Origin of the sequence: Bacillus sp. FSL M8-0049, from assembly GCF_038593355.1 — a bacterium.
GTDB lineage: Bacteria > Bacillota > Bacilli > Bacillales > Bacillaceae > Bacillus > Bacillus safensis.
This window is the reverse complement of the sequence record NZ_CP151986.1, coordinates 496,388-516,184: the sequence shown is the minus strand read 5'-3', so window position 1 is coordinate 516,184 and position 19,797 is coordinate 496,388. Positions and strand designations below refer to the sequence as shown.

At 41.2% G+C, this 19,797-nt stretch carries 21 protein-coding genes and 1 riboswitch; of the genes, 7 read left to right on the top strand and 14 right to left on the bottom strand.

The genetic code is table 11. The annotated features are described in order from the left end of the window. Nucleotides 1-159: 159 nt before the first annotated feature. Both NSU13_RS02460 and fbpB read left to right on the top strand, forming a co-directional pair. Entirely contained in the window at nt 160-480 is a 321-nt protein-coding gene (locus tag NSU13_RS02460; RefSeq protein WP_034283964.1) for a thioredoxin family protein, read from the top strand. A gap of 315 nt (nt 481-795) precedes the next feature. Further along, on the top strand, nt 796-945 hold the full coding sequence (fbpB, locus tag NSU13_RS02455) for a Fur-regulated basic protein FbpB (RefSeq protein ID WP_065215285.1): 150 nt from the start codon (nt 796-798) through the stop codon (nt 943-945). Nucleotides 946-1,042: 97 nt separating this feature from the next. Here fbpB and NSU13_RS02450 read toward each other — a convergent pair whose 3' ends face one another. From NSU13_RS02450 to NSU13_RS02415, 8 genes are all read right to left on the bottom strand, one after another. Further along, nucleotides 1,043-1,378 carry a hypothetical protein gene (locus tag NSU13_RS02450; protein ID WP_017366657.1) on the bottom strand — a complete coding sequence of 112 codons (336 nt, stop codon included), beginning with the start codon at nt 1,376-1,378 and terminating at the stop codon, nt 1,043-1,045. Nucleotides 1,379-1,495: 117 nt separating this feature from the next. Next, complete coding sequence (locus NSU13_RS02445; protein WP_034283983.1) at nt 1,496-2,263, bottom strand: ABC transporter permease; 768 nt, start codon at nt 2,261-2,263, stop codon at nt 1,496-1,498. Continuing rightward, on the bottom strand, nt 2,256-3,167 hold the full coding sequence (locus NSU13_RS02440; RefSeq protein ID WP_120208983.1) for an ABC transporter ATP-binding protein: 912 nt from the start codon (nt 3,165-3,167) through the stop codon (nt 2,256-2,258). Before NSU13_RS02440 ends, NSU13_RS02445 begins: the two co-directional genes overlap by 8 nt. 127 nt (nt 3,168-3,294) lie before the next feature. Continuing rightward, nucleotides 3,295-4,536 carry a dicarboxylate/amino acid:cation symporter gene (locus NSU13_RS02435; RefSeq protein ID WP_034283966.1) on the bottom strand — a complete coding sequence of 414 codons (1,242 nt, stop codon included), beginning with the start codon at nt 4,534-4,536 and terminating at the stop codon, nt 3,295-3,297. Between the two features lie 76 nt (nt 4,537-4,612). Beyond that, nucleotides 4,613-4,746, bottom strand: a riboswitch (cyclic di-AMP (ydaO/yuaA leader). 63 nt (nt 4,747-4,809) lie between these two features. Next, nucleotides 4,810-5,832, bottom strand: a complete 1,023-nt coding sequence (locus tag NSU13_RS02430) for an AI-2E family transporter (RefSeq protein WP_024425375.1) — start codon at nt 5,830-5,832, stop codon at nt 4,810-4,812. 197 nt (nt 5,833-6,029) lie between these two features. Beyond that, on the bottom strand, nt 6,030-7,298 hold the full coding sequence (gene dctP, locus NSU13_RS02425) for a C4-dicarboxylate transporter DctP (protein WP_041107478.1): 1,269 nt from the start codon (nt 7,296-7,298) through the stop codon (nt 6,030-6,032). Between the two features lie 124 nt (nt 7,299-7,422). After that, a complete protein-coding gene (locus tag NSU13_RS02420) occupies nt 7,423-8,106 on the bottom strand; it encodes a response regulator (protein WP_034283970.1) in 684 nt (227 codons plus the stop codon). Then, nucleotides 8,103-9,707: a sensor histidine kinase gene (locus tag NSU13_RS02415; RefSeq protein WP_169737561.1), complete on the bottom strand. Its 1,605-nt coding sequence runs from the start codon at nt 9,705-9,707 to the stop codon at nt 8,103-8,105. The genes NSU13_RS02420 and NSU13_RS02415 overlap by 4 nt, the downstream gene beginning before the upstream one ends. A gap of 82 nt (nt 9,708-9,789) precedes the next feature. Here NSU13_RS02415 and NSU13_RS02410 point away from each other — a divergent pair, with 82 nt between their 5' ends. After that, nucleotides 9,790-10,887: a DctP family TRAP transporter solute-binding subunit gene (locus tag NSU13_RS02410; protein WP_041116739.1), complete on the top strand. Its 1,098-nt coding sequence runs from the start codon at nt 9,790-9,792 to the stop codon at nt 10,885-10,887. A 26-nt stretch (nt 10,888-10,913) separates the two neighbouring features. Here NSU13_RS02410 and NSU13_RS02405 read toward each other — a convergent pair whose 3' ends face one another. Continuing rightward, nucleotides 10,914-11,744: an EcsC family protein gene (locus tag NSU13_RS02405; RefSeq protein ID WP_034283975.1), complete on the bottom strand. Its 831-nt coding sequence runs from the start codon at nt 11,742-11,744 to the stop codon at nt 10,914-10,916. A gap of 155 nt (nt 11,745-11,899) precedes the next feature. On the opposite strand from NSU13_RS02405, the gene NSU13_RS02400 reads away from it, so the two are divergent. The 4 genes from NSU13_RS02400 (at nt 11,900) to NSU13_RS02385 (ending at nt 14,662) form a co-directional block, all read left to right on the top strand. After that, the gene (locus tag NSU13_RS02400) at nt 11,900-12,160 is read left to right on the top strand and encodes a GlsB/YeaQ/YmgE family stress response membrane protein (protein WP_024427360.1); all 261 of its coding nucleotides are present in this window, start codon (nt 11,900-11,902) and stop codon (nt 12,158-12,160) included. A gap of 221 nt (nt 12,161-12,381) precedes the next feature. Beyond that, a complete protein-coding gene (locus NSU13_RS02395) occupies nt 12,382-13,659 on the top strand; it encodes an Nramp family divalent metal transporter (protein ID WP_034283976.1) in 1,278 nt (425 codons plus the stop codon). A 71-nt stretch (nt 13,660-13,730) separates the two neighbouring features. Further along, complete coding sequence (locus tag NSU13_RS02390; RefSeq protein ID WP_034283978.1) at nt 13,731-14,300, top strand: GNAT family protein; 570 nt, start codon at nt 13,731-13,733, stop codon at nt 14,298-14,300. A 98-nt stretch (nt 14,301-14,398) separates the two neighbouring features. Further along, nucleotides 14,399-14,662, top strand: coding sequence for a hypothetical protein (locus NSU13_RS02385; RefSeq protein ID WP_008346966.1), 264 nt, complete (start codon nt 14,399-14,401; stop codon nt 14,660-14,662). A gap of 40 nt (nt 14,663-14,702) precedes the next feature. On the opposite strand, the gene NSU13_RS02380 is transcribed toward NSU13_RS02385, so the two are convergent. From NSU13_RS02380 to NSU13_RS02360, 5 genes are all read right to left on the bottom strand, one after another. Next, nucleotides 14,703-14,927, bottom strand: a complete 225-nt coding sequence (locus tag NSU13_RS02380; protein ID WP_065215288.1) for a hypothetical protein — start codon at nt 14,925-14,927, stop codon at nt 14,703-14,705. Nucleotides 14,928-15,015: 88 nt separating this feature from the next. Beyond that, entirely contained in the window at nt 15,016-15,462 is a 447-nt protein-coding gene (locus tag NSU13_RS02375) for a hypothetical protein (protein ID WP_211043838.1), read from the bottom strand. A gap of 296 nt (nt 15,463-15,758) precedes the next feature. Further along, nucleotides 15,759-16,268 carry a hypothetical protein gene (locus NSU13_RS02370; RefSeq protein ID WP_144496850.1) on the bottom strand — a complete coding sequence of 170 codons (510 nt, stop codon included), beginning with the start codon at nt 16,266-16,268 and terminating at the stop codon, nt 15,759-15,761. A gap of 14 nt (nt 16,269-16,282) precedes the next feature. Beyond that, nucleotides 16,283-17,878: a T7SS effector LXG polymorphic toxin gene (locus NSU13_RS02365; RefSeq protein WP_276531173.1), complete on the bottom strand. Its 1,596-nt coding sequence runs from the start codon at nt 17,876-17,878 to the stop codon at nt 16,283-16,285. A 192-nt stretch (nt 17,879-18,070) separates the two neighbouring features. Next, the gene (locus tag NSU13_RS02360; protein ID WP_034283856.1) at nt 18,071-19,792 is read right to left on the bottom strand and encodes a pyruvate oxidase; all 1,722 of its coding nucleotides are present in this window, start codon (nt 19,790-19,792) and stop codon (nt 18,071-18,073) included. Nucleotides 19,793-19,797: the final 5 nt, after the last annotated feature.

Here is a 19,797-nt window from a genome sequence, read left to right as displayed (position 1 = left end):
TCTTTACTATCTTATCACTTTCAAGCAAAAATGCTCTAATTAATTTTTGTTGTTACGTAATTGAAATGATTTGTAAAGGTTGTAAGCGCCTCCCGAGCATTTGTATGTCATTCGCCTTTATTTTATATTAAAATGACAATGAAAAGGAGTTGTGACAAATTGAAAAAAATCACAAGTACTGAACAATTCAATGAAATGATTCAATCAGACAAAGAAGTCATCGTTAAATTCTTTGCAACATGGTGTCCTGACTGTACAAGAATGGACATGTTCATTCCAGACATCCTAGAAGCTTATGCTCACCATGAATGGTTTGAAATAAATAAAGATGATTTCCCTGAATTAGCTGAAACGTATCAGGTAATGGGCATTCCAAGCCTGTTAATTTTCAAAAATGGTGAAAAAACAGGTCATTTACACAGTGCAAATGCAAAATCGCCTGAAGAAGTGACAGAATTTCTTCAAGAGCACGTTTCTTAATTGATGAAACGAAGGACATCAGCAAACTCTTGCTGATGTCTTTTTTCTTTTTAAATCTCTTCATAAGACGAGCTGCACAGCCAAAACGTTTCAAATTGATGTTTCACTTACGACAAGTCACGACAACATTATTTCCTGGGAAAGAATGCAGCGTCGAACCAGCTTGGAATATGTCGGTTACGTGAATTTTCTGAATTGAATCTTTACTTCTGACATTTGTCTTTGTATAATGGAATTGCTAATTGAAAATGATTATCAATTTCATCTATGTGAAATCCTATAGACGTCCATTCTTATTAAGGAGCGATGAGTCACATGTCTAAGAAGAAAATTAAAACCTACCAGCAATTGATTGAAGAGAACAAAAAGGCCATCATGCGCGATCCTCAAATGATGGAAAGTATTTACGAAACCATCGACAAAAAACACCAGAAGCAGCTTGCAGCTGCTGGGCGTGAATCATAACTATGAGAGGAGCAGTCATCACTGACTGCTCTTTTGTCTGCTTCAACAAAATAAAAAAGCCGATAAAATCTGTTATTCGATTTTATCGGCTTTTGTTTTAATGTGATTTCGCTACACGGTCCTGCTTCATACCTAAATAAATGAGCATATATGTGAGATAACCCATTGTCATCGTTAAACCACCGAAGAAAAATTGAGAAAAGACTGGTTCCTCAAATGTCGTGACGGCAGCAAGAACGATCCAGCTCGCATATAAATAGACCATGAACCATTTCATATTTCTTTTAAGTGTATACAGAAAGAAAAGACCCGCTAACGAAAAAATCCCCAGCGCTAGTCTGAAATAAACAAGATGATCAAATTGGAAGGCAAAAGACACAAACGAAAACGACAGCAGCAGCAAAATTGGTAAAGCCGTAATGAAATTTTTCACGATAGTGCCACCTCCATGACTCTTTCTTATTATAAGACAAAATCAGCAGGTTATCGTGAAATACAGACTCGTTTTCACAAAGATGTCACGAATTTTTCTTGTTATTTGACACAATTTTTACACATTTACATCACGTTTCCAAAAAAGAATCCAAGCCGATCCAATAAAGAAAACAAAATGCGCCCCTACTATAAATAGAGAAAACAAAATGCTCATCCCATGAAAAGGCGGCGGTGCTTGAAAGCTGTACTGAGTAAAGTCCGTATTCGCGAAAAGGAGGATTTTCCCCCACTGATTTTCTAAGAGAGACATGATCGGCACAAGTGATTTCGCCGCATATAAAACAAAAAACGAGGTCACAAGGGCAACAAGACTGTTTCTAAACAAACTGGAACACATAAAAGCAAAGCTTGCCATCATGATCACTTCCACCCACTGAGATCCAATGACGGCAAACGTATGCTGAAATAATTGCCCTGTTCTTTCATCAAAATCAGTACCGAAGAAAATAAGACCAAATAGAAAAGCCAAAACATAATAAAAAACAAACAAATAAATGACTGTCAGCACAAGTGTGATGTATTTTGACAGAAAAATGTGCAGTCTTGTTTTTGGCCGGATCAATAGAAACTTGATCGTCCTTTTCTGAAACTCTGTTGAGATCAAGGTCGCGCCAATAACAACAGCAAGCACCTGCAAAATAAACACGACGTTCGTGGAATAAGCAAAATAGTTCGCGACTGTGTCTTGTCCGCCAAAGCTTGATATGACTCGTTTTAAGGTTAGAGCCATGGCCAGTTGAAATACAACGATCAATAAAAGAGCAATGAGTGTGATCTTTTTCTTCATGATTTTCTTATGCTCATTCTTGATGAGGTTAAGCATCTGTCGTCCCGCCTTCCGTCCATTTTATAAATGCCTCTTCAATTGACTGCTTTTGAGGCATCAATTCAAGTACATCAAACCCCGCCAGCACAAGCTGTTTGTTCAGCTCTGGCACACGTTCTTTGTTCAGTTGAAGCAGTACACGCGCTCCATTTCGTTCATATGTATAGTCGTGTGCGTCAAGCCATGAGACCGCCTTTTCTACTGGCTGAACATTCATCAGCACCTGCTCTTTCCCCTCCATATCCCGGAGATGAGTACTAGCTTTGATCTGTCCCTTTTGAATGATAATCATTCGGTCACATAGCTCCTCTACCTCATGCAATAAATGCGTCGCAAATAACACCGAGGTTCCTTCTTCCTTTACAAGCATTTGTAAGTGCTCCCGGAATTCCTTCATTCCTGCAGGGTCCAGTCCATTTGTCGGTTCGTCTAAAATGAGCAGGTTCGGACGATGCAAAATAGCTTGTGCAATCCCAAGCCTTTGTTTCATCCCTAGTGAATACGTCTTGACCTTCTGATGAATGGCATCCTCCAGACGAACTCTTTCCACCACTTCCTGAATGCGTTCCTCCGTCACGCCATCGTGCATCGCTGCATACATTTCAAGGTTTTCAAAGCCTGTTAAATACGAATAAAATTCTGGGTTTTCTATGATCGCACCAACAGATGACATCGCTTTAAGAAAATCCTCATCTTGTGAATATCCATTGATCATGATGTTGCCATTGTTTTTTTTCATCAAGCCAACGATCAATCGAATCAAAGTTGTTTTTCCAGATCCATTGGGACCAAGTAATCCGACAATTTCTCCTTGCCCAATGTCTATAGAAATATCCTGCAAGATCATTTTCCGGCCAATTAGTTTATCGACTTTCTCTACTTTTAAAACAGCAGACTGCAAAGTGGTTCCTCCTTCTGATGTAAAGCCTGTGGCGGCAGTTATGACCGCTCATCCTGTAAAAAGTATATCACGCGAGACAAATCAATCCATGAAAAAAAGGACTGATCCAGTCAGCCCTTCTTGCTTATTACAGTGATAAGTTAGGTGTCGGTGCTTCTTTCTCGTGCTTCTTTTCAGTTTCAGAAACAATCACCGCACATGCTGCGTCACCTGTAATATTAACTACGGTTCTTGCCATATCTAATAAGCGGTCTATGCCAAGGATCAGCGCTATTCCCTCAACAGGAAGATTCACGGAATTTAACACCATGGCCAGCATGATGAGCCCTACCCCTGGGACACCCGCTGTACCGATACTTGCTAAAACAGCTGTTAAGACAACCGTCAGCATTTGAACAAGCGTCAGTTCAACCCCATACACTTGAGCGATAAAAATGGTCGCAACACCTTGCATAATGGCTGTGCCATCCATATTAATGGTTGCACCCAGCGGCTGCACAAAGCTTGAAATCGGCTCTGGCACCTTTAAACGCTTTTGCGCTGTTTCCATTGATACCGGCAGCACTGCGTTACTGCTTGATGTACTAAATGCAACAACCATCGCTGGGGAAAATCCCTTAAAGAATGCCATTGGATTTCGTTTAGCTAAGATAGCAATGGTTGATCCATATGTCAGGAAGAAATGCAGGATAAGCGCAATTAACACGACCGAGAAGTAAAGTCCCATCGCTTTCATGGCATCCAGCCCCTGACTGCCGATTGCCGTTGCAATCAAACCGAATGTCCCGTACGGTGCAAATTTCATCACAACACCGACAAGATACATCATTAATTCATTTCCTTGTTCAAACAGTTTCAGCAAGCCTTCCGTTTTTTTACCAAGCATGGCTATGCCAAGACCTAAAAATACACAGAAGACGATAATTTGAAGCATGTCTCCTTCAACTAACGATTGGACTGGATTGGTTGGAATGATGTTGAGTAGTGTGTCTGCCATTGATGGGGCTTCCTCTGCGGAATAATCAGCCGCTTTTGTATCAAAATTGCCGAAGGCTCCCGGCTTGATCAATAAGGCTAATGAGATGCCAATGATGATGGCAAAAGTCGTAGTGAGCAGGAAATAAGTAATGGTTTTTGCGCCGATTCTGCCTAGCTTCTTCGGATCACCAAGGCCTGCTACACCGAGCGTGATCGAAAAGAATACAATGGGCACAACCAGCATTTTAATCAGGTTTAAGAAGATTTGACCTAGTGGTGTAAATAAATAAGGGTCTAACACTTTGAATACATCTGGAGCAAAAAGGTTGAGCAGCAATCCTGTGATTGCACCTACAAACAAGGCAATAATAATTTTCGTCGCCAGCTTCAATAAAATCTCCCCTTCCTCGTCAAAAAGCCCACGAGAGAGTCTTCTCGTGGGCCTGCGTGTCCATACATGTACCACTGTCTACTCTCTTCACGCTGATGAGGTTAGCTGACGGGTTAGGACGAAGAGATGTCCTTTTTTCTCAGATAAGAAAAATTCACCCCAAAAACATGGGTCCCCCATTCCTTTAGAAGGATTAAGCGTGTGGTAATATGATATTTTCATACCATTTATACCTTATTTTTAGAAAATTGTAAACAGGTTCATATGAACTTTTTAATTACTTTCTTCCCTATTTGTCACTTCAAGAATATCTAAAATAAACACAAAGATTGGGATACCGATAATAAGTCCCCAAATGCCAATATAGTGTTCAGAGAAGATTAGCACAATAAACGTGAAGAAAATAGGGAGCTCTGTTTTAGCTGACATGAGCTTCGGATTCAAGAAGTATGCTTCAATGGCATGGATAATTACAATCACCAGCACAATATACAGGACATACATTCCGCCTCCGAGTGTATACGCAATGATGCTGAGTGGAATAAGAGAGATCACTACACCCGCTACTGGGATTAAGCCTAGCAAAAAGACCATGACCGCTAATCCAAATAACTGTGGGAAACCCATAATGCCTAACGCGATGGTCGTTAGCACACAATTAACGGTTGCAATAATAAACTGAGCTTCAAGTACTTTTCCAAACGTTCGGGAAAATTTACGTCCAAAGAAGGCAATTTCATGATAGAACACGGAGATTTTACTCGTTTTGAACTTGTTCATGAATTGAATGAGGCGTTCTTTTTCGAACAGGAAGAACATGCTTAATATTAAGGACATAATGACCTGGATACTGAATGTGCTGAAATCGGTTATGTATGTATAGAGGAAATTAAACCCTTTCTCAAAGAAAGCTGATATTTTGAAATCTCCGAATACGTTCGTGATGACGTCAAAGAAGGGTAAATCTTGTGGATGATCTGCAATTTTCTTTCCTAAATGAAATAGCTGCTCTACCTGTTTGGCGATGATTGGCACAAAAACGAATCCGCCAAATGTCAATCCGCCAGCCAGAAGAATATACAAAATGGTAATGACCGATTTCTGTCCTATTTTCAGGAAGCGATTTAAAAAGCCTCTAATGACCTCTTCCAACCGATTCATCAAAAAGGTGAAAATGAAGGTCAAAAGAATTAAATTCATCATTCCTCTTAATAGATATAATGCTGTGGCTAATACTACAAATACTGAAAACCGCTTAACACCGGGTTTTTCGAACAATTTTAAAAATGCCGTCATTACGTTACACACCTGCCAGGACTAAAGTCTATTTTTCATCGTATCTGATATACATTATATCGGATCTTTCTGTAAATTATATAATAAAAGGTCAAAGAGGTCTTACGATTTGTATTAATTTTATTGTTTTTTCTTTTTTACACAAAAAAACCGAACCCATGTAGAACATAAGGTTTCGGTTTTTGGTTGTTTTTATACTAAACAGCCTGCTTCATATTCCGCATTTCCTGAAGTGCTGTTTTGCTCTTCGCTTCGTCAAATTCACCTTCACTCTTCGCGACAACAATTGTTGCGATTCCATTTCCAATGAGGTTTGTAATCGCTCTTCCTTCACTCATGAAGCGGTCAACCCCAAGCAGCAGTGCTAGACCCTCTAACGGAATGACCTGTAGTGCCGCAAGAGTAGATGCAAGCACGATAAATCCGCTTCCTGTCACCCCAGCTGCTCCCTTTGATGTAAGCATCAGAACAAGGATAATAGTGATCTGCTGACCGATCGACAAGTCTACACCAAACACTTGTGCCAAGAAGACGACGGCCATTGATAAATAAATTGAAGTTCCGTCTAGGTTAAAGGAATAACCTGTTGGAATGACAAGACCAACAACAGACTTAGAGCACCCGTAGCGTTCCATTTTATCCATCATTCTTGGCAGCACGGATTCTGAAGAACTTGTGCCAAGAACAATCAAAATTTCATCCTTGATAAACCGCAGATAACCGAGCAGGCTGAAGCCATACATTTTACAAATGATGTTCAGTACAACGAAAATGAACAAGAACATGGTCATATAAACGGAGAGCATCAGACTCGCCAGCGGTTTAATCGATGCCAAACCAAAGTGTCCGATCGTATAAGCCATTGCCCCAAACGCACCGAGCGGCGCAGCACGCATGATATATCCAATGATTTTAAAGAAAACAAGTGACAGCTTATCAAGCCATTCGATGATGCCTTTCCCCTTCTCGCCAAGAGCAGCGAGCGCAACACCGAATAAAATAGAGAAGAATAAGACCTGTAAAATATCACCCTTTGCGAAAGCATCAACCATGTTAGATGGCACGATGTGTGTAACAAATTCCATCCAGTCGATACCCTGTCCGCCATTTTGGGTATATTGTGAGACATCCCCTTTTTCAAGCTTGCTATAGTCAAGACCTGCACCTGGCTTCATGATATTCACAACAAAAAGACCGATGACCAGAGCAAGTGTCGTGACGACTTCAAAATAAATAAATGCTTTTCCCCCAACTTTTCCAACCTTTTTCATATCCCCCATCTTGGCAATACCAAGAACAATGGTTAAGAAAATAATTGGTGCTATGACCATTTTAACGGCATTGATAAAGGTGTCACCAAGCGGCTTCATTTCTTTTCCGACGTTTGGCCAAACCATCCCGACAATGATCCCGATGATGACAGCTGCAATCACCTGAAATGTCAGGTTCTTCAAAAGCCTTTTCATAAAAAATCAACTCCCTCACCCTTTGATGTAAACGCTTAACTGTTATCTGTAGATAAATGATAGCGATTTCATCAAAGGCTGTGAAGCTTATGGACATATCGTACATTTTGGTCTTTTTGGTCTCTTAGTCAGAATGTACGATATATTTATTCACAGGACGTCCAATCCCCCCATATTGCATATCTAATTTCAGCTCGCCTTCTTTGACGAGGAAGTCTAAATACCGGCGTGCCGTGACACGGGCTATGCCAAGTGCATTTGCAACTTCCTCTGCAGACTGGGCGCCTTCCTGCAAGCCCATATAAGCTTTAATTTCGTTCATCGTATGCACATTCAGCCCTTTAGGAAGCCAAGTATCTTCCTGCTTAACAGCAGGCTTTCGTATGATATCATCGAGCATCTCCTGAGAAAATTCTGCTGCGGTTTGGATTTTTGATTTAAACGCCTTATAGCTTTCAAGTGATTCTTTCATTCGTTCAAATTTGAATGGTTTAATAATATAATCCCGCGCACCATTTTGAAGCATGATGCCGATGGTCTCTTTGTCCTTCGCTGCTGAAATGACAATCACATCCACTTTCATCTTCTGTTTTCTGATGTCTTGCAGCGTTTTGACGCCATCCTTTTTTGGCATATATACATCAAGTACCACGAGGTCTGGACGAATCTCTTTGATCAGCTGGATGCCCTGCTCCCCATTTCCAGCGACAGCTGCTACTTGAAAGCCAGGAACACTCATAATGAACTCTTTATTCACTTCTTGCACCATCGGGTCATCTTCAATTAACAGCACCTTAATCTGAGTCATCTGTCTCTCTCCTCTATGGTCATTGGGAATTCGATTGAGAAGGTGGTACCAATGCCGATGCTTGATGTGACCTCTACACTTCCCATCCCTTTGTCGATAATCGTTTTTACAATATACAGGCCATAGCCTGTTCCGCCCTCTTTGCCATGTGTGAAGCCTTTATCGAAAATAGAAGGTATCATTTCTTCTTCGATCCCGGAGCCATTGTCTTCAATTAAAATCGCGAGGACATCCTCCGTTTGATCGATACTAATGGAAATGACTTTTGTGTCTCTTTCTACAGTATCATACGAAGCAAAGGCGTTCTCAATGAGATTTCCGAGCAGCTTCGTCATATCATGCTGATCAAGCCGTTCAGGGAAATCACGCAGACAGCTATGTTCATCTACTTCGACCATGATGCCAAGCTCCTTGCCCCTTCTGATTTTGCTCATCAATAACCCTGAGACAGCATCATGCTCTATGACGCGGTGAAGAAAGTCCGTCACATGTTCCTGCTCCTCTGTCGTTTGAAAGGCCAGATCGAGCGCCTGATCGGCTTTACCCAGCTGAATCAGACCGGCAATCGTATGAAGCTTATTCATATGCTCATGGTTTTGCACCCGCAAACCGTCCACAAAGTTCTTAACCCCTGTGAGCTCCTCCGCCAATTTTGCCGCTTCCGTCCGGTCCTGAAAAATGGCAACTGCTCCGATGATCTTCTTTTTCATCACAATCGGAATCCGGCTGCTCATGATCCGCTTTCCGCTCATATGAATTTCTTCATTGTAGACGGGTTCTGCGCGATCGATAATTTCAGGAAGTCTTGTATCAGACAGCACATCCCAAATATTCCGGCCCACGACATCACCCGTCACGCCAAAAATCTGCTTCGCCTTCTCATTAAAAATGGTAATCATGTGCTGATTATCAATGGCGATAACCCCTTCATTAATAGAGTGAAAGGTTGCAGTGCGTTCCTCTAGCATTCTGACAATCTCATGCGGCTCCAGCTTAAACATTTGCTGTTTAATATGACGGGCGAGTAAAAATGAACCCACAAGCCCAAAGCTGAGCGTCAAGAGGAGGATCATGAGGATATCGCGCTTCATTTCTCCTAATATATCTGCCATACTTGGCAGAGTTCTTCCTACAAGCACAACCCCTGTTTGATTAAATTGATCATCCTTGACTGGATAAAAAGCTCTGATGGCTGTTCCAAGCTCTCCCTCTGCTTCTGAGAAATAAATATGCTCTGCAAAAGCCGGCTCTTCATCAGTTCCTTCTGAGCGCTGGCCAATCCTCGTTTTCACTGGATGCGTTAATCTCACATGATCCATATCCATCACAACAATATAGTCAGCGTCTTGAATAATCCGAATCTCTTCGATCGCATGCTGTAATCGATCACGTTCCTTTGTCTGATCAGCTAACGCCTGCTTCACCTCATTCATTTCAGCCACAGTTCTCGCCGTGTTCATGAGTCTTTTTCGAAGCTCCCGTTCCTCTGTTTGCTGAATTCCCCCAACAAGGACAATTCCTCCGATTAAAAGGGCGAAAATGACAACGAAATATGTGAGGATGGTAAGCTTCCATCTAATAGATAATTGTTGTAATTTCAATCGATTTCTCATCATTTTTTCACCTGTATCTTTACGAATTCTTCCTCTGTCAAGTATGCTTGACATAAGGGGGATCTGACGCATGAAGAATTTACTCGCTTATACACTTTTGCTCATGATCGGTTTTGTAACCGCTTTATACTTTGGTTTTTATCATATGATGCCAAAATCAGCGACAACCTTTGATGATGAACAGACAGGACTGAAGGACCAGCTTGTGTTCAAATTCAGCCATGTCGTGGCAGACAATACACCTAAAGGACTTGCCGCAAAGAAATTTGCTGAGCTCGTGCACGAAAAATCCGATGGAAAGATCAGCATTCAAATTTTCTCCAACGGAAGCCTTTATTCTGATATTGAAGAAATTAATGCACTCAAAGAGAATCAAGTTCAATTTATCGCTCCGTCTACCTCGAAGCTCGGCATGCTGTCTCCTGAGTGGCTGGCACTTGATCTTCCCTTTGCTTTTTCAAATTACAGCGCGGTTCAAGAAGGCCTGCACGGTGCAATTGGACAAAGGTTGTTTGGCACGCTGCAAAAAGATGGATTAAAGGGAATGGCTTATTGGACAAATGGCTTTAAGCAAATTACCTCTAATAAAGGACCCATCAAACAGCCGGCTGATTTAAAAAACCAGTCTCTCCGCATTATGCAAAGCGACATGATTGAAAAACAATTCAAACTCCTTGGCGCAAAGCCCTATCAGGAATCATTTAATTCCACGTTTCAGCTATTAGAAACCAAAAAAGTAGACGGTGAAGAAAATACCATTTCAAATATTTATTCAAAAAAATTCTATCATATACAAGACTATATGACGATCAGCAATCACGGGTATTTAGGCTATGTGGTCTTAACAGATCAATCCTTCTTTGACCGCCAGACACCCGAAACGAAACGAATTTTACTTGAAGCCATGGAAGAAACAACGGCTTGGAATGAAAAGCATGCAGAACAGATGAACAAAGATCAGCTGGAGGACATTAAACGTGAATCGCCGATTGCCATTCATGAATTGACGCCAGCAGAAAGACAAAAATGGATGAAAGCCCTTGATCCTTTGTATGATGAAGCCGAAAAAACGATCGGCTCCACCCTCATCAAACAGATCCGCGAACTGCGTGCACGTTATGAACACTCACCTATTCATGCTTTTCAGGAAGAGGATGAGAGCAAATAAAAAAATCCCTTTGATAAGGGATTTTTTTATGCGCCGGACTCACTCTGTTCTTGCTGCGTGAGCTCTTCTAATCTTGTTAAAATTCTTCGTTTTCGGTATTGCATCATGCCTGTTTCGGCAATTCCTTTTAATTGTGAGCGGTTCGAAACGGCACCAAACAAAATCCCAGCAATGGGCACAAGCTGAAACAGTTTCTTCCAGCCAAACGAATCCCGGTAATTATAGACGACCTCACGCCACCCTTGGATTTGAGAAATCATGTTTTCATGCTTCCCTTCGGATGCATGATAGCTTTTCAGCTCTTTTAGAATCGATTTCTTTCCAACGACATCAGCAGAGTTCAGCTGCAAGCATTTAATGATGAAGACCCGCTCCTCTTTGTTTTTAGGATCATAGCCATAGGTGACGGCAATATCCTGCAATGTTTTCAGAGAGAGGCCCAGGACCGCAGGAATATCAGCAGCTAGCGTAAACATTCCGCCGACACCAGTTGTCGCCCCTTGTACCGTCGCGAGATTCGTTCTGTTTTTCCCCATATGTTCACTAATGGCATCCATCAATTCGATTGGGGCCTTTCCAATATCCTCTATACGCTGGATGGATTCGCCCTCACACTTCTTTTGAAATTGATGAATGATGCCTTTTTCCGACGTCAAATAGGCACCGCCAGACTGAATGTAATGACCCATTTCATCTAGCAGCACACCGATTTTTTTCTGAATAAAAGCAGGCGTCAGCTTGTCCAGCATTTGAAATGGAAGGCGGCTGAGTTTCTCCCAAAACCATACCTTTTGCTGGTCTTTCTCCCATTTTTCAATCTCCTTTAATTGTGCTTTTAGCCACTCTCTTTCCTCCATGCATATGCCTCCTTAGATGTCGCTGAAGTATTTGTCTGTTATTATACACAATCCTTGTCCATCATACGTATAGAACATTGAAGCGGTTCCGAAAGGTTTTAATCTTTTTCAAAACGGTTATTGCTTAATAAACAAACAAAAGAGGAGTGGTCAACATGTTAGGATTTCTAATTTCATTAGTTGTGGCGATTGTCATCGGTCTCATTGGGAGTGCACTCGCTGGGGGCAGTGTACCAGGAGGATGGATCGGTTCAATGATTGCCGGGTTTGTAGGCGCTTGGATTGGTCATGGATTACTGGGAACGTGGGGTCCTAGTCTGGCAGGCTTTGCGATCATTCCAGCAATCTTAGGAGCAGCGATCTTTGTCATTATTTTAAGCCTGATCTTCCGCAGTGTGGGATCAAGGGTATCTTAAAAAACAAATAACAGAGGAAGCAGTAGGGACACCGTCTAAAAGGCGGTGTTTTTTATGTTGCTCGTTGACAAGGTATCTATTTTTTTCACTTACATATGATAAACAAACCTATTAGTTCAGATAGTTGACTTTTCATGAATATGGGCATATGATGATTAAAAATTGCATCAAGGAAACTTTTTGTGCCCAAGCAAAACTTTGTAGAATCTAGGTGATGACATATGACAAACAAATACATCGAGGCACAGGCACACATGTCAGCGGCAGCTGAGCGTGCACTTGAAGGTAAGGTCAAAGGATTTAGAAGGCTTCTTCCTTTTCTAGGCCCTGCTTTTATCGCTGCCATTGCATATATTGACCCAGGAAATTTTGCCACCAACATTGCGGCTGGCTCTAAATATGGATATCTCCTTTTATGGGTCATTCTCATATCAAATCTCATGGCTTTGCTCATCCAATCCTTGTCCGCAAAGCTTGGAATAGCGACAGGTAAAAACTTACCTGAAATCGCACGTGAAGAGTTTCCAAAACCCGTCTCCATCGGTTTATGGATTCAGGGCGAACTCGTCATTATTGCCACAGATTTAGCCGAGTTTATCGGGGCTGCACTTGGTTTATACTTGCTTTTTCGGATCCCGCTGCTTGAAGCATCCATTATTGCAGCTATCGGATCATTTGCGATTTTAGAATTGCAAAGACGGGGATATCGCGCATTAGAAGCCGGCATCACCGGCATGCTGTTCGTTGTCGTGATCGCTTTTGCTGTGCAAACCTTTGTCGCCAAGCCTGATATGGCAAGTGTCGCAGGCGGGCTTTTCATTCCAAAATTTGATGGCGCAGATAGTGTGCTGCTTGCAGCTGGAATTTTAGGTGCCACTGTGATGCCGCACGCGATCTATTTACATTCAGCATTAACCCAAAGGAGAGTCGTCGGCAGAACGGAAAAGGAGAAAAAACAGATTTTCCGCTTTGAGTTTTTAGATATCCTTATTGCGATGCTAGTCGCTGGAGCCATCAATGCCAGTATGTTGATTGTGGCAGCCGCTTTATTTTATAAAAATGGTCTCTTTGTTGAAGATCTGGATGTTGCGTTCCAGCATTTTAGCACACTCGCAGGTCCTGTATCAGCTATCTTATTTGGTGTAGGACTGCTTGTAGCCGGACTATCAAGCTCTTCTGTCGGTACATTGTCAGGCGATATCATTATGCAGGGTTTTATTCAATACCGGATTCCGCTGTATGTCCGCCGGCTGATTACTATGATCCCCCCTATTGTGATCATTGCATCTGGGGTGAATCCGACATCTGCACTTGTGATGAGCCAGGTGGTCTTATCCTTTGGTATTGCCTTTGCTTTAATTCCGCTCATCTTATTTACAAGTAAAAAACGAATTATGGGCGAATTAACGAATGCCCGCTGGGTAACAGGAATATCTTGGGTGATAGCAGCTCTTGTTGTCGCACTCAATCTCTTTTTAATTGTGGATACGTTTATGTAAAAGACAGTAGTGATGCTGTCTTTTTCTTTTCATATGGTTATGGTAAAATTCCCCTGAGAGGATGTGGGCACATGTTTTTTTATCAGGATCAAGAGATAGCTATGCGGCTGCTTGAGCCAAGAGACGCAAGAAGTCTATATTTGCTCATCCAGCGGTCAAGAGAGCATTTACGTGAATGGATGCTTTGGGTGGATTCAACGAAAACAGAGGAAGACAGCATGGCGTTCATTCAAGGCGCAATGCAGCAAGCCTTGCAGAACAACGGTTTTCAAGCGGGCATCTGGTCACATGGAGAGCTTGTCGGGATCATCGGCACCCACCAAATTCATTGGATCGACAGGACTGTTTCAATTGGCTATTGGCTCGGAGAAGGCTATCAAGGAAAAGGCATCATGACAAGAGCGTGCAAAGCAGTCATTCATTATTTATTTGAAGATTGTGGACTGCACCGCATTGAAATCAGGGCTGCTGTCGATAACCTGAAGAGCAGACGCATCGCAGAGCGTTTATCCTTTTCGCTTGAAGGCATTTTGAGACAATGTGAATGGCTGGGCGACCGCTTTACGGATCATTGTGTATACGCCCTTTTGCAGCCTGAATATATGAAAGAAAAAACGCATTCTATGAATCAGCCCACGTAATTGTGTCGATTGCATGAATTATTTTACAAAGTGAAGCTTTGTAGTATCGGTTGCGATCAGCATCTGATAAAATAGAAGGAAAAATCGAGGTATGAAGTATGTCTCTTATTATTTTATTTTACTTATGGATTGTCCCTTTATTATTTGGCATTTTCTTCTCATTCTTAACAAAGAAAGCCACCTACAAACGCCGCTTTGTCCCATCATATAGCATGGCAGGACTCAGCATCGTTTTTCTCATTCTGGCACTTGTCTTTTCAGCCAGCCATTTTCTATTCATTTGCGGTATGTTCCTATTTGCCACAACCCTTGTCGGCACAGGCATTCCTTTATTTTTAGCCTTTACAAAAACACCATCATAAACAAAAACCACCTTTTCGCAATGGAAAGGTGGTTTCTTTTTTATTGATTTGGCATTCTGTAAGTCACAGTGGCATCTTGATTGGCTTCAATCGTTTTCACAATGTCTTGAAGGACCTCTGATGCACGATCGTTTGAGTCATACTTACCAAGCGTCTTGACCCAAGTATCGCTTCCTGCGATCATCCCTTCAATCTTTTTGCCGGCTACTGTGATTTCGTGGACATGAACGAAACTTTGCTGGTTTTGTGTGAAAATCCATAGCATGGTTTTAGCTCCTTTACGATTTGAAATGTTTTTATCTCTTTTCTTCTCATTTTAAACTTCTTTAACTAAAAATTCATTTGAACATTGATCAACCATTGAACTTTTCAGCATAAATGAGATCTGATTCACTAGGTTCTGCCTTAAGTTCTTTCACATTACCTTCTTTATCATATTTTATATAAGTCATCTCTCGACCAGCAATACACTCACATTCATATTTTTTATTTCCATTCTCAAAAAACTCGACTTGATATCCATCCACAGCGTTCTTCCTCATATACCCTATTTTTTTCACAAAGCCATTTGGATAAAATTCCACATACTTCCCCTGTTTAATACCTTTCTCTACATAGAAATAACTTTCAAGATGTCCGTTTTCGTACATATCATACGCTAGTCCAGTAAAGAGTTGTTCTTCCCCTCCTGAAGTATATTCCACAATTGCTAGTTCGTAGGGTCCCCCATACTCTAGAGATTTTTCAAACTCAGTACCATTTTCTAGAACTATCTTCTTTGACAATATATCATTTAACATATAAAAACCCTTTCAGTTTTCTAACTTTCAGCAAAATGAAAATCTAGGTTAACTAAAATGAAATCTCCTTACCCACTGCTCAAGAAATCATTCCTAACACTTTCTTTTCGCATTCTAAATTTGCGTCTGTTTCAAAAAGGATTCACTTCGAAAAATGTTCTGTCATTGATCTTAACTAATGCTATTTACTGTATCACCAGAATCAATAGCATAAGGTTTTAAACCCACTTTTCCCCTGAAACACAAAAACCTCGAAAGGTTTTTAGCCATCAAGGTTTTTTGTATTTCATAATTCTCTAATTCAATGCATCTTCTAATGTTTTCTTTTCATGTTCTAACACACCACTTATGATAATGCCACATACTACCTCATCTTTGTCCAAAGCAAATCCTACTGTATCGTTTTGTAAAACAGACACTGTATCATTTTCTGAAAATAAAATTAAAACCTTATCTAACCCTATATATACGTCTAATTTACCTTTCTCATCTATATAGGTCTTATCATTATGTTCTTCTACTTGAAAATTTGGTACTCCTTTAATCACATTTATATTTTTGTTATCCAATTTAAAATTTTCCATTTTGTGTACATTTTCACTTAATGTTAGTGTAATTGAACGAAGGCTGCCTGTATATTTCCCTATACCTATTTCAATTAAAGATTTCTTAAAATCTCCAGTTCTCCAATATATCGTTGGCTCTTTTGATATATTCCAACTACCAAATTCTATATTAATCGGTGTATAAAGATCATATTCAATATTTATAGACTGACTGTCTTTGTATTCTGTTACTTTTAACATCATCATGTCTCCTTCTAAGGCATATACACAGCATGCTTTATTACAGGTAGTAATCCGTCTCCGCGGGGTTTACTAAATATTAATTCCCAATTTCCTATCTTCATAATTTCTTCGTATTTAATTCCTTGCTTAGCAGCATTGTTAACAGAGCTTTGGAAACTCGACAATAAAGTTTGGCTATTTATCGGCATACCATGTGTAGTTGCATCTCTTGTTATATACTCAACCATATGTTTCGTTCCATTCGGATGCACCCAAAACTTCCCATCTGATGTTGCTAATTCAAATGATTTTGGGATTTTTGTACCTTCATAATGTGGTTGAGTAATTTTTATATTTCTCCACACTGTACCATTATCTCCATTTTTAACAGCACTCTTAACTCCCATCTTACCATGAAACCCTTTCGCCCCAAACGGTAAAAGCATTCCAAGCGCCGCGTTCATACTCGCTTCCTGCTGTTCTTTGGAGATCTTATTTCCAAACATGTCTCGGCCTGTAATCGCTTCGCTGAAGCCGTTGGTGGCGGTGAGGCCATATAGTCCTTTTTGAGATGTTTTCAGGGCGTCAAAGGATTTTTGTGATGTCTTGTAGATATCGACTGCCCTGACTGCAGCTGATGTGGCTTGGGTGGTTTTATAGACAGCTTTTCCGCCTTTGAAAATGCGGCCTGCCCAGCCGACGATTGGGATGTAGCCTGCTGCTGCCATGCCGCCTGCCGCGACTCGCTGGCCTGCGGTGAGTTCCTCCCCTGTGATTGGATCGACGCCTGTTGCGGCACGTTTTGCATCGTTCACACCTGTTAGTTCATTGACAATATTTCCGCCATAATCTAGGGCTTTTTCATACCAAGGACGGTTGGCGAGTGCTTCTTGTTCCTTCGCAATCTTTCGGGCTTCTTCTTGTTCTTTTTTGATTTTCAGATATTCAGCAGTTTGCTTCTCAATATCGCTTTTTGCCTTGTAGATGTCGCTATTTTGATACGCTTTCTTGTCAAAATTCATAGGCGAAATCGCTTTTCCGTCATTTGTCGCATTCATCATTTCAGCGTACAATGCCATTGTAGCTTGCTGTTCCGTCTCTGACAAAGCATATTCATCTTTTAAATTTTGATCAAGCTCTCTTAGTTCTTTGACCGTCTTTTTTCGTTCATCTTCCGCATCTTCTATTTTTTCATCAAAGGTTTGGCTATCAAATACTTCTAGGGAAATGAGGTCATCAATGTCTTGAAAAATCGTTTTGAGTGCCTTTTTTTGATCCTTCACAATGCTTTTAGCATTCTTGATGCCCATATGTACTGCGTTGTCTAAAAAGTGTTCTTCTACAAAGGTATCGCCGCCAAAGCTCGTATCATCCAGTGTCCCAGAAACACCTTCATGAAAGGCTTTTTGCTTATCAATGAAGCTGATAAACATGTCTACATTTCCAGCGAGCTCTTTATAGAAACTTTTAATATTATCGGCTCCTTTCCCAGTGAAATCATCACCGAGGTTGGCAACACCTTGTAATGCCTTTTTTAAATCTACCATTTGTTCGCGGAGTTCCTGGTAGTGTTTTGCCCTTGTGTCCATGGCACTGGTTAGTGCTTTTGCATCAAGTATCTTGCCCAGAAGAAGTCACTCCCTCCATTATTGATCATAAAGTCTATTTTACCTTTCTCAGCGAATTGGAAAAATAGGCTTTAAGTTACAAAAATAATTTCCATATATTTTTAGAGGAAATAAAACAAGTGATAATTGAAATGTTTTTTCCTTTCATTAAAAAAAGTCAGTCCTCTTTTGAGAGGACCGACTACATTTTGTTTAGAAAAAGCGTTTTAAACTTTTCTTGAGTGGAGGGATATCCAGCTCGCCTTTTTCGAAGAATTTTTTCAGTAAGTATTTACTAAAACCAGCTGCTTGTGTGTACGTAATTTTCCCAGGTAACGGCGGTTCATTGGTGACAGCAACATCAATAATGACGGGTTTATCTGATTGAAGGGCTGCACTAAAAGCTGGAGCTAGTTCTTCATGTGATGACACGGAGATTCCTTTGCCGCCGCATGCTTCTGCGAACTTAGCAAAATCAATATCTTCCAGCTCTATACCATAATTGATGTTTCCTTTTACCTGTTGTTCATATTCGATCATTCCAAGGTTGTTGTTGTTTAAGATCACAACAACGATCGGCAGTTTATATTTTACCGCTGTCACAAAGTCTTGCATGACCATTGTGAAGCCACCATCGCCACAGACAGCAACCGCTTGACGATTCGGTTCATTTAACTTAGCAGAGATCGCTCCAGGCAAACCACAGCCCATTGTGGCAAGCCAGCTGGATATGATGAAATCCTGCTGTTTCATTTCAAAATGGCGTGCCATCCATACGGTCACATTCCCTACATCAACAGAAAGAATGGCGTCGTCTTCAACTGCTTCTTCTAGTCTAGCAATGACTTGCTGCGGTTTAAGCGGTGATGTGGCAACGGATTTTTCCTTATCCATTTCTTCCCGCCATTTCATCATATGCTCTGTACAAGCTTCAAGGAAACCACGCTGCTCTTTATATTCAATGTAGGAGGTCAGTTCCTGCAAACCACTCTTGCTGTCACTCACGATTCCTACGTCTACTGGATATCTTTTACCGATTTGATCTGGTTTAATATCCAGTTGAATGGCAGGTGTGTCCTCTGGTAAGTAGTCTCTATATGGAAAGGAAGTTCCAAGCATAATTAAGAGGTCACACTCTTCCATTGCTTCATAAGCTGGCTTCGTTCCAATTTGACCTAGGTTTCCTAAAAAGTATGGATGCCTGTCTGGCACAACCCCTTTAGCAGGAAGTGTGATGACGATAGGTGCAGCAGCCTTTTCTGCAAATGAAAGAAGCTCTTCTTTTGCATTTCGTAATCCTTTACCTGCTAAGATGACCGGCTTCTTCGCATTGTTAATTAGCTGTGCTGCCTTCAGCAGTTGATCTTTCTTTGGCCGTACCTCTCCCTCAACATAAAGAGGAGATGTATAAACTGGCTTACGCTTAATTTTTTGAGAAAATAAGTCATCTGATACGGTGAGAACAGCCACCCCTTTATGGGTATAAGCTGCTTTAATGGCTTGATTCAATAAATCAGGCAGAGCTTCTGCTGTTTGTACCTGCTGATTAAAGACAGCGACGTCGTCAAACATCCGCTCTAATTTGATTTCTTGAAATGTGTCTCTTCCTACTTCATTCGACGCAACCTGCCCTGCAATTGCTAAAACGGGTGCGCCATCTGCTTTTGCATCGTATAGTCCATTTAATAAGTGGACAGCACCCGGTCCAGCGATGGATAAGCAGACACCGAGCTTACCTGTTAGTTTCGCATCAGCCGCCGCTGAGAGTGCCGCCACTTCTTCATGTCTCGTTTGTATAAATTGTATTTGGCTTGATTCATGCCTAAGCTCTTCAATCAATTCGTTTATGCTGTCGCCGGGCATTCCATAAATATGTTTTACGCCCCACTCTTCCAGTAGCGCTGTTACTTCTTTTCCTGCGGTTCTTTGCGGCATGTGAG

Coding starts and splice junctions, on each gene's coding strand:
- fbpB (WP_065215285.1), top strand. CDS start 796: ATGTCTAAGAAGAAAATTAAAACCTACCAGCAATTGATTGAAGAGAAC.
- NSU13_RS02445 (WP_034283983.1), bottom strand. CDS start 2,263: ATGCTTAACCTCATCAAGAATGAGCATAAGAAAATCATGAAGAAAAAG.
- NSU13_RS02430 (WP_024425375.1), bottom strand. CDS start 5,832: ATGACGGCATTTTTAAAATTGTTCGAAAAACCCGGTGTTAAGCGGTTT.
- dctP (WP_041107478.1), bottom strand. CDS start 7,298: ATGAAAAGGCTTTTGAAGAACCTGACATTTCAGGTGATTGCAGCTGTC.
- NSU13_RS02420 (WP_034283970.1), bottom strand. CDS start 8,106: ATGACTCAGATTAAGGTGCTGTTAATTGAAGATGACCCGATGGTGCAA.
- NSU13_RS02410 (WP_041116739.1), top strand. CDS start 9,790: ATGAAGAATTTACTCGCTTATACACTTTTGCTCATGATCGGTTTTGTA.
- NSU13_RS02405 (WP_034283975.1), bottom strand. CDS start 11,744: ATGGAGGAAAGAGAGTGGCTAAAAGCACAATTAAAGGAGATTGAAAAA.
- NSU13_RS02400 (WP_024427360.1), top strand. CDS start 11,900: ATGTTAGGATTTCTAATTTCATTAGTTGTGGCGATTGTCATCGGTCTC.
- NSU13_RS02395 (WP_034283976.1), top strand. CDS start 12,382: ATGACAAACAAATACATCGAGGCACAGGCACACATGTCAGCGGCAGCT.
- NSU13_RS02390 (WP_034283978.1), top strand. CDS start 13,731: ATGTTTTTTTATCAGGATCAAGAGATAGCTATGCGGCTGCTTGAGCCA.
- NSU13_RS02385 (WP_008346966.1), top strand. CDS start 14,399: ATGTCTCTTATTATTTTATTTTACTTATGGATTGTCCCTTTATTATTT.
- NSU13_RS02380 (WP_065215288.1), bottom strand. CDS start 14,927: ATGCTATGGATTTTCACACAAAACCAGCAAAGTTTCGTTCATGTCCAC.
- NSU13_RS02375 (WP_211043838.1), bottom strand. CDS start 15,462: ATGTTAAATGATATATTGTCAAAGAAGATAGTTCTAGAAAATGGTACT.
- NSU13_RS02370 (WP_144496850.1), bottom strand. CDS start 16,268: ATGTTAAAAGTAACAGAATACAAAGACAGTCAGTCTATAAATATTGAA.
- NSU13_RS02360 (WP_034283856.1), bottom strand. CDS start 19,792: ATGCCGCAAAGAACCGCAGGAAAAGAAGTAACAGCGCTACTGGAAGAG.